The 14,755-nt window shown below is 46.6% G+C and carries 13 protein-coding genes; 4 read left to right on the top strand and 9 right to left on the bottom strand.

Annotated features, from left to right (window positions below; genetic code table 11):
* Window positions 1-219 precede the first annotated feature (219 nt).
* From Q1A69_RS16565 to Q1A69_RS16545, 5 genes are all read right to left on the bottom strand, one after another.
* Window positions 220-1,311: a hypothetical protein gene (locus tag Q1A69_RS16565; RefSeq protein WP_299587844.1), complete on the bottom strand. Its 1,092-nt coding sequence runs from the start codon at window positions 1,309-1,311 to the stop codon at window positions 220-222.
* The gene (locus Q1A69_RS16560; protein WP_299587842.1) at window positions 1,308-2,009 is read right to left on the bottom strand and encodes an OmpA family protein; all 702 of its coding nucleotides are present in this window, start codon (window positions 2,007-2,009) and stop codon (window positions 1,308-1,310) included. Before Q1A69_RS16560 ends, Q1A69_RS16565 begins: the two co-directional genes overlap by 4 nt.
* Window positions 2,002-3,312 (bottom strand): MotA/TolQ/ExbB proton channel family protein, encoded by a 1,311-nt coding sequence (locus Q1A69_RS16555; RefSeq protein ID WP_299587840.1) that lies wholly within the window; start codon window positions 3,310-3,312, stop codon window positions 2,002-2,004. The genes Q1A69_RS16560 and Q1A69_RS16555 overlap by 8 nt, the downstream gene beginning before the upstream one ends.
* A 2-nt stretch (window positions 3,313-3,314) precedes the next feature.
* The gene (locus Q1A69_RS16550) at window positions 3,315-4,544 is read right to left on the bottom strand and encodes a class I SAM-dependent methyltransferase (RefSeq protein ID WP_299587837.1); all 1,230 of its coding nucleotides are present in this window, start codon (window positions 4,542-4,544) and stop codon (window positions 3,315-3,317) included.
* A gap of 69 nt (window positions 4,545-4,613) precedes the next feature.
* Window positions 4,614-5,228, bottom strand: coding sequence for a polymer-forming cytoskeletal protein (locus Q1A69_RS16545; RefSeq protein WP_299587835.1), 615 nt, complete (start codon window positions 5,226-5,228; stop codon window positions 4,614-4,616).
* 717 nt (window positions 5,229-5,945) lie between these two features.
* On the opposite strand from Q1A69_RS16545, the gene Q1A69_RS16540 reads away from it, so the two are divergent.
* The gene (locus tag Q1A69_RS16540; RefSeq protein WP_299587833.1) at window positions 5,946-6,698 is read left to right on the top strand and encodes a phytanoyl-CoA dioxygenase family protein; all 753 of its coding nucleotides are present in this window, start codon (window positions 5,946-5,948) and stop codon (window positions 6,696-6,698) included.
* A 36-nt stretch (window positions 6,699-6,734) separates the two neighbouring features.
* Here the strand turns inward: Q1A69_RS16540 and Q1A69_RS16535 are convergent, their stop codons facing one another.
* From Q1A69_RS16535 to Q1A69_RS16520, 4 genes are all read right to left on the bottom strand, one after another.
* Window positions 6,735-7,226: an arsinothricin resistance N-acetyltransferase ArsN1 family B gene (locus Q1A69_RS16535; RefSeq protein ID WP_299587830.1), complete on the bottom strand. Its 492-nt coding sequence runs from the start codon at window positions 7,224-7,226 to the stop codon at window positions 6,735-6,737.
* Between the two features lie 38 nt (window positions 7,227-7,264).
* Window positions 7,265-7,708: a CopD family protein gene (locus Q1A69_RS16530; protein ID WP_299587828.1), complete on the bottom strand. Its 444-nt coding sequence runs from the start codon at window positions 7,706-7,708 to the stop codon at window positions 7,265-7,267.
* A gap of 353 nt (window positions 7,709-8,061) precedes the next feature.
* A complete protein-coding gene (locus tag Q1A69_RS16525; RefSeq protein ID WP_299587825.1) occupies window positions 8,062-8,340 on the bottom strand; it encodes a hypothetical protein in 279 nt (92 codons plus the stop codon).
* Between the two features lie 173 nt (window positions 8,341-8,513).
* Window positions 8,514-9,992, bottom strand: coding sequence for a ricin-type beta-trefoil lectin domain protein (locus tag Q1A69_RS16520; protein ID WP_299587823.1), 1,479 nt, complete (start codon window positions 9,990-9,992; stop codon window positions 8,514-8,516).
* Window positions 9,993-10,400: 408 nt separating this feature from the next.
* Between Q1A69_RS16520 and Q1A69_RS16515 the strand changes: the two genes are divergently transcribed.
* The 3 genes from Q1A69_RS16515 (at window position 10,401) to Q1A69_RS16505 (ending at window position 14,642) form a co-directional block, all read left to right on the top strand.
* A complete protein-coding gene (locus tag Q1A69_RS16515; RefSeq protein WP_299587821.1) occupies window positions 10,401-12,584 on the top strand; it encodes a type I secretion system permease/ATPase in 2,184 nt (727 codons plus the stop codon).
* Window positions 12,581-13,951 (top strand): HlyD family type I secretion periplasmic adaptor subunit, encoded by a 1,371-nt coding sequence (locus Q1A69_RS16510; RefSeq protein ID WP_299587820.1) that lies wholly within the window; start codon window positions 12,581-12,583, stop codon window positions 13,949-13,951. Before Q1A69_RS16515 ends, Q1A69_RS16510 begins: the two co-directional genes overlap by 4 nt.
* Before the next feature lie 175 nt (window positions 13,952-14,126).
* Entirely contained in the window at window positions 14,127-14,642 is a 516-nt protein-coding gene (locus tag Q1A69_RS16505) for a hypothetical protein (RefSeq protein WP_299587788.1), read from the top strand.
* Window positions 14,643-14,755 lie beyond the last annotated feature (113 nt).

The raw sequence follows: 14,755 nt of genomic DNA, 5'->3' as shown, positions 1-14,755 counted from the left end.
GGAAGGTGTTAAATTACTTGAGCCCACTGGAATTTTTGGTGGGTAAACGTGTGTCACTTATGTTGGCAATCTAGGATGCCGTGGTAACTCTTAAAGTTCGGCGGGCGAGTCTAAAGCCCGCCTCTGTTGAGTTGTACGATTGTAAAGGCCTTAAGGCTATTACAGTGGGCTGCACCTAACATCTGCAGTCTTTATTCCGCTGGGATGTTACGGCGCAATTCAGGGGTTCCTTAGGCCCAACTCCTGCTCAATTTGAGCTTTACGCCATATCGAATAGTTTTGGGGGATTGTTGCCTCTTTAGCGTTATCGGCAATGATCGCCCGCCCCATACTGGGCCAGCATAAAACCGCGAGTACCTTTGGGGAGATTAACTGGAAGACCTTGGGTGGTCCCATTAGGGTTTTTAGCTTCTGTACCAATGGCAGCCAAGCTGCCGGAACTACTTGCTCGGCGATTGCCCAGGATGCTTGTGGTTCGCTGCCTAATTGTTTGGTGAGAGATTCGTAGCGCAGTGTTGCCGCGCGCAGGGCCGCTTGTGGTGGTGCCATTATGACTGCGCGCGCACGTCGTTCGGCACAGAGCAGGCAAATTTCTCTGGGGATTCCACTGCGCTCTGCGAGCTCTGGGTTCAATGCCCAATCGCTAGCTTTTACATGGCACTGGCAAATGGCGCAGGCATATTCAGCCGTGTCAGTGGTGAATAGAGCGCGTACTTTCTGGGGGCGTTCGCCGTTTTTCCAGAATAGTGGGTACTGGTCAAAAATAGAGCTGGAAAAATATCTTGCATAGTTTAGCCAATCAATATCCGTAAGATTTCCAAAGCGGTCTTTGCGCACTAACTCGGCAATATTTAAGCTATACAGGTGGCGTAGGCAATGAGGGCAAGGCTTTAGCGGGTCCTGCGGAAAGGCTTTGCCCGCGGCGCTGTAGTCGCTACTGGCCCAAAGTGTGCCCTGGTAATTACTTGCCACTGGGCATTTTGGTGAGATATGAATTTGCCCGAAAGAGCCTTCTTGTGCTGACGAAGATTGCTCCAGTCCAAACACAAAGACTGGAATACACCGATAGCGCCAGCCGCAGGCGAGCTTGTCGAGGTCTGAAGAATCCAGTTGGATACCCGATTGAATAGCCACGGCCAGGCTGTTTCGGTTTGGTTTGTCGATAGATGATAACGGTTTTTTAGGTCTGCGAATGGGTGACTTGTTCACACTGGTGTGCGGCGGGTGTGAACATGCCGGCACAGCCTTAAGTATAGATTGTGGTACTTGGGGGCTGCGCTTTGGAATCTGTTGGAAGTTGGTAAGCTTCACAACGCCTCCTCAAGAATTTGTAGGATATGGCTTTCCGAATCCCGTACTACCCTGAAAGCGACCCGACGTGAGCGATCCGGATCTTCTATACCGTTGGCATCCACTACGGGGCGGGCGGAAGAGTAGCCAACGGCGGCGACCTTAGCTCGAACGAGCACAGCTTGTGTCGGTGGAAGTAGGGAGTGCGCATATTGCATTACTGCCCGTGAACGCTGCTGTGAAAGACGCAGGTTGTGAAAATAACCTCCTTCTGGAGCAGTTTGATCTCCCCATTCGGAGCTGGTGTGCCCCTCAATCTGGATTGCGGCAATGGAATCCATATAAGGCGTGAGTGCGGTAATGTAGCGGGGTACAAAGGAAGACATAATCGTGCGCGCATTATCGCTCAGGGTAAAATTACCTGTGCTGAATAATGCATCACTGTTATTGAATGAGATAGCAAGGGTTTGCTTATCCAGAGAGGCTCCCCAGCGCTCCAGGTCGTGGGCGAACTCCTGCTGTAGAGTCTGGTAAATGGCCAGTTGGGTATCTCGGTAAGATTCGGCAAGCTCTCGAATTTTGGCGCGCTCATCAATCAAAGAGCGCATCACAAACACGGCGATACAGAGAAACACCATCATCAGGCCGGCCATCATATCGGATAGGCTGATCCACTGGCTCTCATTGGATTCGCTGTTGGAGTGAGCGCGATCAAACATGCTCCTCTCCGGTAGCCTGCTTCACTTGAGTGTCAATCCGCTTCATTTGCTGAATCAGCTGGCGGAAATCTCGTGAGAATTCGCCGCTTAAAGTACCCAGAGCATCACCCATCGCGGCCATAACACTCTCCACCTCATTGTGCAGGCGCTGGTCCAGCAGTTCGTACTGTCGTTTGATGCTTACGTCCGCATTCGTCAGATCACGGGTGATCACCTGTGATAGCTCTGTGATCATCTGCTGATGGGTTTTGGCGATTAGTTGTGCGAGCTCAACCATAGAGTCGCGGTGGCTGTTGGCGGTCTCTTGAATGACATTGGAGAATTGATTGGGGTCGATATTAGTTAGAACATCGGCAAGAGCCACCACTTTATTCGTTCTTTGCTCAAAGATCTTGGCCTGGGTTTCACTCAGAGAAATCAGATGTTGAACTTGAGTGCCCAGCTGCTGGTTGGCTCTATCCATGCCCAGGGTGAGGGATTCGAATTTTGGTGCTATATCCGGGATCGACTTTTGCAGCACCTCAATCGATGCCTGCTGCTCATTGAGCATAACGGATATCTGCTCTGAGTGTGTGCGCTGTTGTTCTACCAGTGAAGGAATAACGTTAAAAATTTCGGGTAGCTCGGTAATGCGTTGGTGTAGTTGCAGGAGATTTTCCTGGGCATTATTAATCTCGATTAGTAGTGAGGTGGTTTGTTCACGGTAGATTGTGGCTAGTTCCGCATGTTGCTCATGCTGATCTATTAAGGCTTGTAGGGCAGGGGATACGGCTTCCAGTTGTTGAGTAAACTGTTGCAGGCTTGCGCCCATCTGAGTATTCAGGCCTTGGTTAAATTTTTCTACCACAGAATTCAGGGACTGCAGTACTTCCTCACTCACGCTGTGCTGAAATTTTGATAAATCTTGTCGTTGAGCATTAATTGCCAGCAAAATATCATCGGCTGTCGCTTTGGTTGGCAGCTCTTTACTAAATACTTGAAAAATAGTACGCAGTATCAAAGAGAGGAATAAGCCCAGAATGCTGGTCATAAAGGCCGTCTCCAAACCCTGCATAAGCTCAGAGATAGAGGTGTCAATATTGGCGAGATCAAAACCGTAGATGCCAAGGATAATGCCAATAAAGGTGCCGAGTATGCCCAGGCCGGTGAGGAGTGACGGGGTTTCTTTTACAAAGCGTGAAAACTTACCTAGGGGATAGAGGATCAACGCAGCAGCGCCAAGGGCAAGCATAACGATAAGAAAGGTGTCGGTCACCTGCTCTGGAGATAACTTAGTCAACCAGTGGTAGAAGAACTGAGTCATTATTAATCCTTTACAACTTTTTGCATGGTTATTTCGTGATAAAAGGGCCCGCTAGGTATCCGCCCTGTGCTCTGGTTAAGCACTTTCATTTGCGGCAGGGACTTCACCACGTCGGTAACGGTGCGGAATTTTGCTTGCTTATTGCCGTATGGATGAATGTAGGTGCCAACATGTCCCGATGGCTGAATCTCGAATACACCACAATTGATTGGCAGTTGTTCTTGCTTAAATAGCAGAAAATGCATTACGCCGCCATCGCTGAGATAGTTATATAGTGCGTTGGTGATTGATTGTATTTCTTCAGCGGAAAAGAAATTCAGTAGATCCCAAAGCAATATACAGTCTAAATTGTCGGGCAGCGTAGCTTGCCGTAAAGCGGCTTGCACCGCGCCGTCAAACGGCACTTTGCGGCTGCACTGCCAGAGAATGGCAGAGTAAAGATCGGAGATGAATAGCTCCCCAACCGAACGTTGGAGTTGTTGTATATTCCGGCCAGCTTTCTGACCAATATCAAAAATCTTGCTCACGGGGGAGCGTGCAACTTGTGCGAGGGCCGTATCGAGAGCGGGAAAGAGAAGCTCTGTTAAGCGAGTTTTCCTAAAGGCAGAGATTGCTCCGGAGGAGCCTCCCGCTCTCACCGTATTTTGAGATTTTGCATTGCCATACTCAAACATCAGCTCGATAAGATCTTTACGCATGCCTTTCCTATGTAAAAGGGAAGAGCGCAGGGAAAAATTCCCCATGGTTTTCATCAGCTTCAGTGATGAGTAGCGATAAGTGGGTAAGGGTTTCTGCAGATCCAGGGGTTCAGTATTAAATGTAAAGCCTGTTAAACGCTTAAAGTCTGCTGGAGCTTTGGGCATTGTGCCGGTATACAACATTGTGAGGAAAATGGTTCCCGGTTTTAAGTGTGGGCGGATTTCCTCGATCAGCCGAGCGATAAGCTCGGGCTCCATAAAATTAAATAGATCCCAGCAGAGTACAATGTCGATCTTTACTCGTTGTGGCTTTTTTGTGAGATGTCCTGATAACTGTACAGCTCTGCTTTGTGTATCGGCGGCATAAATCTCCAATAGGAGGCTGCGTAAATCTTCAATAAAGGTCTGGCAGGATAACTCTAAGAAGGTTTGTGTGGTGCCAAATGACAGGCACCCCAGATCCAAAACTTTACTGCCAGGTTGAATGACCTCATCCACCAGGGCGGCAGTGCCAAACGAGTGATGCTGCAACATATTTTCCACACCAAATAAAACCCCGGCAAAAGCCGGGGCCTAAATTGAGGATTATCTGAAGTTATTAGCTCAGCTTTCCTCAGCTTCCTCTTCGGTCTCCTTGGAGCCGAATAAGTAATCGCTGGTGTCAGATAGGCGCGATGAATCAGTTGCAGAAGTGCTGCTAGAGACGTAGGGAGCGTTATTCTGCGCACGGTTTGCGGGCTTGTCCTCTGTCGCTGGCAGGTCAGGGTGTACCAGGCGATCGGAGAACTCTTTATGGCGCTCCTTCATCTCGGAGTCGGTATCTACCATGTCCATCGAGCCGCGGAACTTACCACCGTCATCCAGCTTGATTCTCGGTGCAATAAGATTTCCATTCACTTGTGCAGTATTGCGAATTTCGATCAGCTCGTCGGCAAGTGCATCGCCATCCAGAGTGCCTTCTACAACAATATTTTTCGCATGAATATTAGCGGTTACTGCACCACCGGTACCCACAGAAAGGTTGTGACCAACCATAATAACGGTGCCGTCGACTGTGCCCTCTACGTGAAGATCTTCGGTGCCAATCAGCTCACCGCGAAAATTGATCCCCTGCCCCAGCACTGATTTTGCGCCTGAATTCGAGAGAGATGATTGCTGTTCACCAGCACTCATGCCTGCTAGAAATGGTGTGGAGTCATTGCTTTTGTCAGTGCTCATTGAAATAAATCTCTTCGTTGTGGAAAAAGTCAGCTCTTGAGTCTGTTGCACCCATGCCCATCGTTGAAGGTATGCTGGTACGTAAGATCATCTTTTAAGTTAAAAATCATCGATAGCCAGGTCACTAGCCTTCTTAGTGCAATGGCTGGCATGGGTCTTCTGAAAAAAATTGAGCACAATTGCGCAAGCCATTTTTCTAACTGGGCCCTTTATATACACTGTCTTGCAGTGCCGCGGGATGAATAGCCCCTTGCAATTTGCGGGCGAGGATAGGGGCCTGTAATCAAATTCCAGGCGCTGAGTAACCTCAATGATAATTGCAATAACGCGGCATCCGAGAAACTTACTACAGCGTGATAGCTGTAAGTAAATATTCACTTTTAAATATGGAGGACATACTGCTAAATTGTCTGCTGATGAGTATAGGGGCCCTATCGGACACATATCATATGAGTTGGGATTTACTACTTTACAGCGCGCTTGCCAGCGTATAAACATCTGACTATCAATCAAGCTGACCTCGACTTGAATGGAGCAAATTTAGCACGCATTGCACGCTAAAAATGTGAACCATGGCACTTTTTTCTTTTTTGGGAGATTTTTACGTAATTTAAGCCTATTTGCCCTATAGCTAAAGGAATGCCGGTAGCGCTTGCGCCTCTCTCTCTGTTAAGCGGAGGGCGTGATCCGGTGGCACTATGCAGAATATGGAGGTAAATGAGTTTGAATTTTTCCAAAGCGCCCAACAAGCAGAGAAGCCTGATGGCCAAGTTCTTCTCAGTGGGTTGTGTGAGGTTATTTAAAGTGAGTGAGCTTGAGTGTGGCTATGCCATGATCCGTAATGTTATGTCTGACAATCAATTAGTGGCTCTGCAGACTAATTTAGTAGATTTAACACTTGCTAGTCGAAGAGGTGGTATACGTAACGCAGAAAAGAAATTTTCGTCCATCGCTTTATTAGCAAAGTCGGGCCCAATTTTTGGCTTGGTACATGCATACTTATCGAAGCCTGCCCAATTGGTGAGAGCCATTCTATTTGAAAAAAATGAGGAGAATAACTGGTTTGTTACCTGGCATCAGGATAAGACGGTAGCTGTTTCCTCGCCATTTGATGGCTCTGCGTGGGGACCCTGGAGTTTGAAGGATGGGGTTCACCATGTGCAGCCTCCTTTGCATGTATTAAAGGAAATGATCACTCTAAGGGTGCATCTTGATGATACCGGTATTGACAATGGTTGCCTATGGGTGCTGCCCTATAGTCAACGAGAGGGAGTGATGGGCGCTGAGGCGGTTAGGCAGTTTGTAGCTAAAGGAGGCGCAGTATCGTGTGAGGCAAGAGCAGGAGATGTATTGGTTATGTGCCCTTATATTCTTCACTCCTCGAATAAAGCTTGTTTGCCGGGGCGTCGTCGTGTTATTCATTTGGAATATAGTAGTTTTAAATTGCCCTGCGGGGTCAAGTGGGCTTAAAAAGGCTGCCTATTTACTTGTTTCAAGTTGGTGGGTTCAAGAATCTAGCTGGGCCTGCCAGTAGCCCACGTCGAGCCATTGGCCAAATTTAAATCCAACCTTTTCAAAATGCGCAACCTTCTTCATACCCAACTTCTCATGGAGAGCGACACTTGCAGGGTTGGGTAGTGTGATTCCACCAATTATATTGTGGATATTCCTTTCTTTCAGTTGGGTAAATAGCGCTGAATATAGTTCTGTACCCAAGCCTTTCGATTTCATATTGTTCGCAATATAAACCGTTGATTCCACTGAAAATCGATAGGCACTTCTCTCCCTCCATTTTGAAGCGTATGCATAGCCAATGACTTCTCCATGTATTTGTTTCACTAGCCATGGCAGATTGGAATTCCGAATAAATTTTATGCGGTTGATTATTTCATCTTCGCTGACCTCTTGCTCTTCGAAGGTGGCAGAAGTGTTTAAAATAAAATGGTTGTATATCGTAGCTATCGCGTTTGCATCCTTTTGCTCAGCGGGTCTAATCATTGTTTGAATTTCTCAGATAGGTTGTTTGTCGTGATTTCTTAAAAAAGCCAGCCAGTTCTAAATGAGATGCCCACATAAACAAAAAGAACTGATAACACCGTAACCGGAATAATATGGTAGGCAAGCGACTTAAGGTTATTCTTAGAGAGGTTTGGGATGATTCGAAGTCTTGCATCTATGGCCAGTAGGAAAGTGCAAGCGAGCAAAATAAGTTTGAAGGCGACCAGGCGAGAAACTGGGTGGGAGAAATCAAACCACTGGGACAAGTCTGGCAGTAGGGTGTAAGCGAGATAGAGCCCAGATAGAATCTGAATGATCAGAGCGGGGATGCCTATTTTTTCGTAGTGGCTCTCAAATCGGGAAAGAAATGCGATGTCCTTATCCCGAAAAACATTGGGTAATATTGTGCAAGCCAGTATTAGGTGCCCGCCGGTCCAAACTGTTGCACCAAGCAAGTGAATGAAAAGTACAGCGTTGTACATTCTGCCCCCAGAGAAATTCATTTTGGGGGACTATAGCGTTAAAAATTACGAGTGTCTCTATTCCTTGGGTTCCGTAGGGGGTCAGATCCCATAAGCGCCGCAGCTGATACCGCTGATGGTGAAACTGAGCAAATAGAGGCTACTGATATGGAAAATGGTAAAAGCAAGCGGCGGCACCCCGTAGCTAGTGCATCCAGCCCTTTGCCAATGGCGGCGTGTAGGGCAATGTGCTGTCTTTAGTGGATTCTTTCATTAAGGAGCTCAAAGTTTGGCTCATTACGACATCGCTATATTTGCAGCATGTATATGTGTTCGTTTGGTCAGTTGCTTCAAGGTATCAGCAGGAGGTGTCGCTAGTGGAAATACGGGGGGCTCGAGAGTACTGTGCGGTTTGTTAACGTATAAAAACTCGACTGGAACAGCCATGCCCAACGACGAGCTCCGCTTCGGTTACCTTGGTAGCTAGAGAAGCTGTGCTTTACCACTGTATCATCATTGGCATCGTCGGTTGTATCCCCTTGCAGGGCGAGTTTCGGTTGCTCAATAGATTTAGGAGTTTCCTCCACCTCCTCCGCTAGGTGATTCATTAGTACCATCAGGTCCCAGTGCGCTACCGTACTATCGGCGCGCAATAGTATCTGTTGATCGGTGCCAATGTCGCTTGCCCAGAGTGAGGGTGAGCTCTTTTTACAGTGTGAGGTATTTGGGGCTTCCGCGGGTGGTTGTTGAGGCGCTGCAGATAGGTGGTAGGGAAGCACCCTAAAAGGGCATCTTCACAGATGCCCTTTTTTATGGACGGAGAGTTTTAAAAACGGTTTTGTTCCCAGTCAGAAACGGCCTCCAATACAAATTTTTGACCTACATCGTTGCTGTCACACTGGTAAACCTGCAAGTGCTCTCCCTCCTTGGCTAAATTTCCTGGGGCATCCATACAGTAGCCCCAATTCTTGTCGCGATTCTGAATGGTGCCGTCTAGCTGAATTTTCCACTTTTCTGAGTTGCCGCCATCGCAATCCCATAAATGCATTTTATCGCCGTTGTCAGCGCTCCCGGTGTTGTAATCGACACAGTATTTATTATTAGCCTTGGGCCGCAGCTGGCCTTCGGCAGTATAGACAAACTGCTGTTCGTGGCTGGTATCACAGCTACGCATGGTTAGGTTGGAACCATTGCCATAGCCTTGGGATACGGTCATACACAGATCGCTATTCGAGGCGGGGTGAAGGCGCATATAGCCGGGTAAACTGCGTCGAACACCAACAAAAGGAATTGCCTGATTGGTATATTCTGGGGTGTTAGCAACGTTAGAGGGGTCCATACCTATAGCTGTAGCGCCGTGTGCAACCGCGAGGTAAGCATAAGCAAAATCGGTATTGCTAAAGTCGCCAGAGCTGCTCCACAGGTGCATCAACTGCTTGCTACTGGCGGCTTCGTTAGCGGTTATTTGGTGGTGGTCGCCCGCCTTTACATTACCGCAAACTATTCGCTTGGAGCTGTTAGAATCGATTGAATCAATATTTCCAGAAAACTCCTCGGGATTGGCGGTGTCAATATTGGGGCACAGGAAAGCATGAAGATTGTAGCCGTCCAGTGCCGACTCCATACGATTGTTGACATTACCACTCTGGCCACCAGTAAATACTACCAATACTTTTTTATTCTTGGAGTGCAGTTCACCCAATGTCGGCCAGCCGATATTTTTCAGCGTGTTGCGGTAGTCTGTGGAGGGGGAGCTTGCCTGTAAGTGCGTGATGAGTTCCTGATAACTGAATTGCAGATCTCCTAGCTCCTGCTGAATATATTGGTCCAGCAGATAGATCTCATCCGCATACCAGGCACTCAGCCAATTGCTATTGGGCTTCATGTCAATATAAAGCATCAACGGCGCTCTAAGTTCGTTGTTCGCGAGCCAGGATTTGATGTCGTCTAGGCAGTGAACCAATCGATCCTCGTTGCCATTACTCCCACACATATGATTACCGATATCATTCTGACCGTGAGCGACATAGGGCCCGTAGCTGCTTCCCTGCCAGGGGCCGTGGTCGACAACATCCAGGTCCAGCGAGCGAAACCCCTTATCCAGCCAGTCTGTGAGGCGATCACTGGCCTCCAGGCGCACGTAGCTGTTGTGGGGCTGGAGGTAGTAGAGCTGGTCTATGCGGTGGTGGCTGTCGGCATGGCTGGCTTGAAATGCCGAGTCTGTACTTGCAGATAGACAGATACTGTACAGAGTTACAAATGATAAAGTAAGGCGGATAAGGGAGTTCTTGAATATGTAAGTCATATGTATCAAAGGGCTTAAGTGGGTGAGTCTTGGTTTCAAGTAATAAAGTTGATAATTTATATTTTAAGTATGAAAACGCCGTTACATTTATTTTTAATAGGGTGAGTGGGTAGAGAGCTTTCATGTAAGCGTCAACATACGTCTTTTTCGCTGGGTGTTTTTAAGTGCAACCTGAATAAAATGACTTTTGTGCCAATATGAATAATTGTGCATGTCGGGGTTGATATTTTCGGAGTGGCTGCGCATTTTCAGATAAAAATCTATTATTTTTATTATGATTTTTATAGTTTGTGAAGTCTGTAGAGGATTCAGGGTTATCTTTTGGCTCGATTTGTTTTTTTATTGAAAGGTCGAATTTTCTTGTGTAGGTTTGCGCCGCAGTTGTAGACCAAGCGGTAGTTGTAATAGATGGGTTTTTCTCAGTCCAAAAGGAGTGTGGACACAGGTCTGTCTGCCTTCCTGTTGGTGGCACGTTTCCACCAAGTACCCGCCGATGCAGATCAGTTACGCCATGAGTTTTGCTCTGGTGAAACATCCTTTTCTGAAGCAGAGATTCTTCGGGCGGCAAAGTATCTTAAATTTAAGGCGCACGCCTTCAAGACTTCATGGGAGAAGCTTTCTAGTCTTGCCTTGCCTGCTATTGTGTCGTTGAAAGATGGCACTTTTGCTGTATTAGCCGGCGTTCAAGAAGGCAAAATTCTTATTCATTTTGGGCGCGGCGGCCAGCCTGAGGAGTTGGAGAAAGAGGCTTTTCTCTCTTTGTGGGACGACCGTGTTATTTTGCTTGCAAAACGATCATTGTTACCGGGGAGTAAAGGAAAATTTGATATTAGCTGGTTTATTCCGGCAATCCTAAAGTATAAGCACTTACTGAGAGATGTAATAGTTGCCTCCTTCTTTATCCAGCTTTTTGCTTTGATTACGCCTCTTTTCTTCCAAGTAATGATCGATAAGGTGCTTGTACATAAGGGGGTGACAACACTGGATGTGCTGGCCTTTGGCTTGATTGTCATATCCGTATTTGATGTGTTACTGAATGGCTTGCGTAACTATATATTTGCTCATACAACTAACCGAGTAGACGTCACACTTGGGGCAAAGTTGTATCATCACTTGACGCGACTGCCGATTGCCTATTTCTTGGTTCGACAGGTGGGTAATACGGTTGCCCGGGTACGCGAACTGGACACAATTCGTAATTTTATTACGAGTTCTGCACTAACTTTGGTGATCGATCTATTTTTTACCATCGTTTTCTTTGCTGTTATGTATTTCTACAGCCCCACATTGACATGGATAGTATTGGGTTCTATTCCATTTTATGTGGCGCTCTCTGTCTACATTACCCCAATTCTACGAAACCGCTTGGATGAAAAGTTTAAGCGGGGCGCTGAAAACCAGGCATTCTTAACCGAGTCAATAGCCAGTATTGAAACGGTTAAGGCAATGGCGGTAGAGCCGCAGATGCAGAAGCGCTGGGAAGAGAATCTTGCGGCCTATGTTGCTGCATCTTTCAAAGCAAGCAATCTTGGGAATATCTCCGGTCAAGTTGCACAGCTCATCAATAAGATTGTAACCGTGTTGATTCTATGGGTTGGCGCCACTCTGGTGATGAGCAATGAGCTCAGCATTGGGCAGCTGATCGCTTTTAATATGATTGCTGGGCGAGTAAGTGGCCCTATTCTCAAGTTGGTTCAACTTTGGCAGGATTTTCAGCAGGCTGGGATATCTATTGAGCGGCTAGGAGATATTCTCAATACCCCAACGGAGCCGGGCCACAATCCAAATCGAACAACACTACCAAAAGTTAATGGTCAGGTCACATTTGACAATATTTCTTTTCGTTATGCACCGGGTCAGCCACAAATACTTCGTCAGCTTTCTTTGGCGGTAAGGGCGGGGGAGGTTGTCGGTATTGTCGGACGTTCGGGGTCTGGTAAAAGTACGCTCACTAAGCTTGTGCAGCGTTTGTATGTTCCGGAGAGCGGTCGTGTGCTTGTGGATGGTATTGATTTAGCACAGATGGAGCCATCTTGGCTGCGCAGGCAGGTGGGTGTGGTTTTACAGGAAAACCGACTGTTCAACCGGTCTGTAAAAGAAAACATTGCTCTAGTTGACCCGAGTTTATCAATGGAAAGGGTCGTCCAGGCCGCAAAGTTGGCTGGCGCACACGATTTTATTGTGGAGCTACCAGAAGGCTATGACACCCCGGTGGGGGAGCAGGGTGCCTCTCTCTCTGGTGGACAAAGGCAGCGAATTGCGATTGCACGTGCGCTGATTACCAATCCCAGGATCTTAATTTTTGATGAAGCTACCAGTGCTTTAGATTATGAGTCTGAACGTATTATTCAAGAGAATATGCGGCATATATGTAAGAATCGCACGGTCTTTATCATCGCCCATCGCCTTTCTACCGTTCGCCATGCGGATAGGATTATTGTCGTGGAAAAAGGAGATATTGTTGAAAGTGGATCTCATGACGAACTAATTGAGAAAGAGGGGTATTACGCTCGTTTGCATAGCTATCAAAACCATACCCCCAAGCTTAAGGCGGTGCCGCAAACTGGGCAACTGGAGGAGGGACACCTATGAAATGGTTACCTGCATCCTCAGATAAAGAGGCGATTTTAAGTGATAAGGAAATCCATAGCTTTCGTCCTGCGGCGATTGAGGTGGAGCAAACGCCCCCTCCGCCTTTGGGGCGTGCAATTATGTGGTCCATTGTCTTGCTGTTTGTTATCGCGATCCTTTGGGCCTGCTTTGGTCGCATTGATATTGTGGCCACGGCTCAGGGCAAGGTGATTCCCAGTGAAAGAGTAAAGACTATCCAGCCGCTGGAAACGGCCGCGGTAGCGGCCATTCATGTAAAGGAAGGGCAGAAAGTGAAGGCCGGTGACCCATTAATTACTCTGGATACCTCCATTACTGCCGCAGATGTTCGTAGGCTTAATCAGGAGTGGCGGGATGCAGCTTTGCATCGCAACCGATTGGAAGCCCTAACGAACTGGTTTTCATCTGAGCGTCAGTCATTGCCCAGCCTTTCTGTACAGCTTCCAGGGCTCGCTCCCTATAAAGGAAAATATGAAGTGCTATTGCAGCAGGAGGCAGCAGAATTTACTGCAAACCTCACTTCTCTTCAACGAGAGGCGGCACGTATGGCCGCTGAGTACAAAATGACTGAGGCGGAAGTTACGAAAAATAAACGACTGCTAGAAGTGTTGAATGAGCGAGTCAGCGCTTACGAAATTATGCAGAAGAAAAAGCTTGGGGCTCGCATGGAGTATTTAGAGGTAAAGCAGAGCCAGATTGAAGTGGAACAGGATATCAGTATCCAACAGGCTAGTTTGCTTCAGTTGCAAGCAAGCATGGCTGCAAATGAAGCCCAACAAGATGCGCTTCTACATCAGCAATATAAGTTAGCTCTACAACAATTGCACGATATTCGTACTCGTGAAGCCTCTTTGTACGAGGAGAAGCTTAAGGCAGAGCAGCGAAGTAAGCAATACCATTTGACCGCCCCAATTGATGGCGCAATACAGCAGCTAGCGATACATACGATCGGTGGTGTGGTAACACCTGCACAAGAATTAATGCTGGTCGTTCCTGAGCAAAGTGATATGGAAGTCGAGGCATATATTCTTAATAAGGATATAGGGTTTGTTCATAAAGGGCAGTCGGCGGAAATTAAGATTGATACGTTTAACTTTACCAAATATGGGGTAATTGATGCGGAGCTTGTGCATCTCTCTGATGATGCTATTCAAGATGAGCAGCTGGGGTTGGTTTATAAGGCACGCTTAAGACTGCAGCAAAAGGGGCTTGCTGTAGATGGTAGGTTTGTCAGGGTTTCACCAGGGATGTCGGTAATGGCTGAGGTAAAGACTGGAAAGAGAAGAGTTATTGAATTCTTTTTGTCACCTTTGTTGCGATACAGAGAAAGTAGCATGGGTGAGAGGTAGTAATGACAGGCGCCTTTTGACCGGTTTGACTCTTTGATTTTCTGTGATTTGATTAATCAGATTTTCTGCGCTTAGTGTTTCCCCAGGGATCAACTTGCTCTAGTAGTTTTCTTGAGGTGTGGATTTTTCTTTAGAAGAATTAAGAAGTTGAACAATTGAATTTTAGTGGACTTAGATGATGAGTGTCTCAAAGAAAAGTGAATTTTCTTCAATGTTTGGGGTAGGCAAATTCTTTTTGGTTTTGCTGGTTACAATTGGATTTTTATATATAGCTATAGGCTTATCTAGGGAGTTTTTGCAATGGTTTTCATGGTGGAGAGACGGTGCTGAACCAATCGTACTTAACGGAAAAATTGAAAATGTATATGAATATAAGGGAAGAGATAAGGGTATGCAGCGTATATCCTTTAGAAATGAAGATGGTTCAATATCTCATTTGCACTCCTTGTTTAGTAAGAGTCAGCTTAAGTCGCTTTATAGGCCAAGTGTTAAACTGGAAATTAAATATTATATAAGCCCAATTGGTAAAAGATATATTGTTTGGGTGAAGAGTGAGGGTGATGTTGTATATAAAGGATATATGAATAGGTCGGGTTGGCTAGGTGTGCCGTTTCTTGTTATTTGTATGTTTTTTTATTCGGTTCCTGTTTTTTTATTTTTTGCTTTGTTTGGTAAAAAACTAGAGGGTTGAGATGGTGGCTTTAAATGATAAATGGTTTGAGCTTTTAGAAGGGGGGGGGTCTATGATTCTCAAAAGCAGAAAATATTCAATGAATTTGTTGATGTAGCTGAGACTGCGGAAAG

Origin of the sequence: uncultured Microbulbifer sp., assembly GCF_947498635.1 — a bacterium.
Classification (GTDB): Bacteria; Pseudomonadota; Gammaproteobacteria; order Pseudomonadales; family Cellvibrionaceae; genus Microbulbifer; species Microbulbifer echini.
Note: the sequence above shows the minus strand (reverse complement) of the source record. Positions and strands in the feature narration are given on the sequence as shown.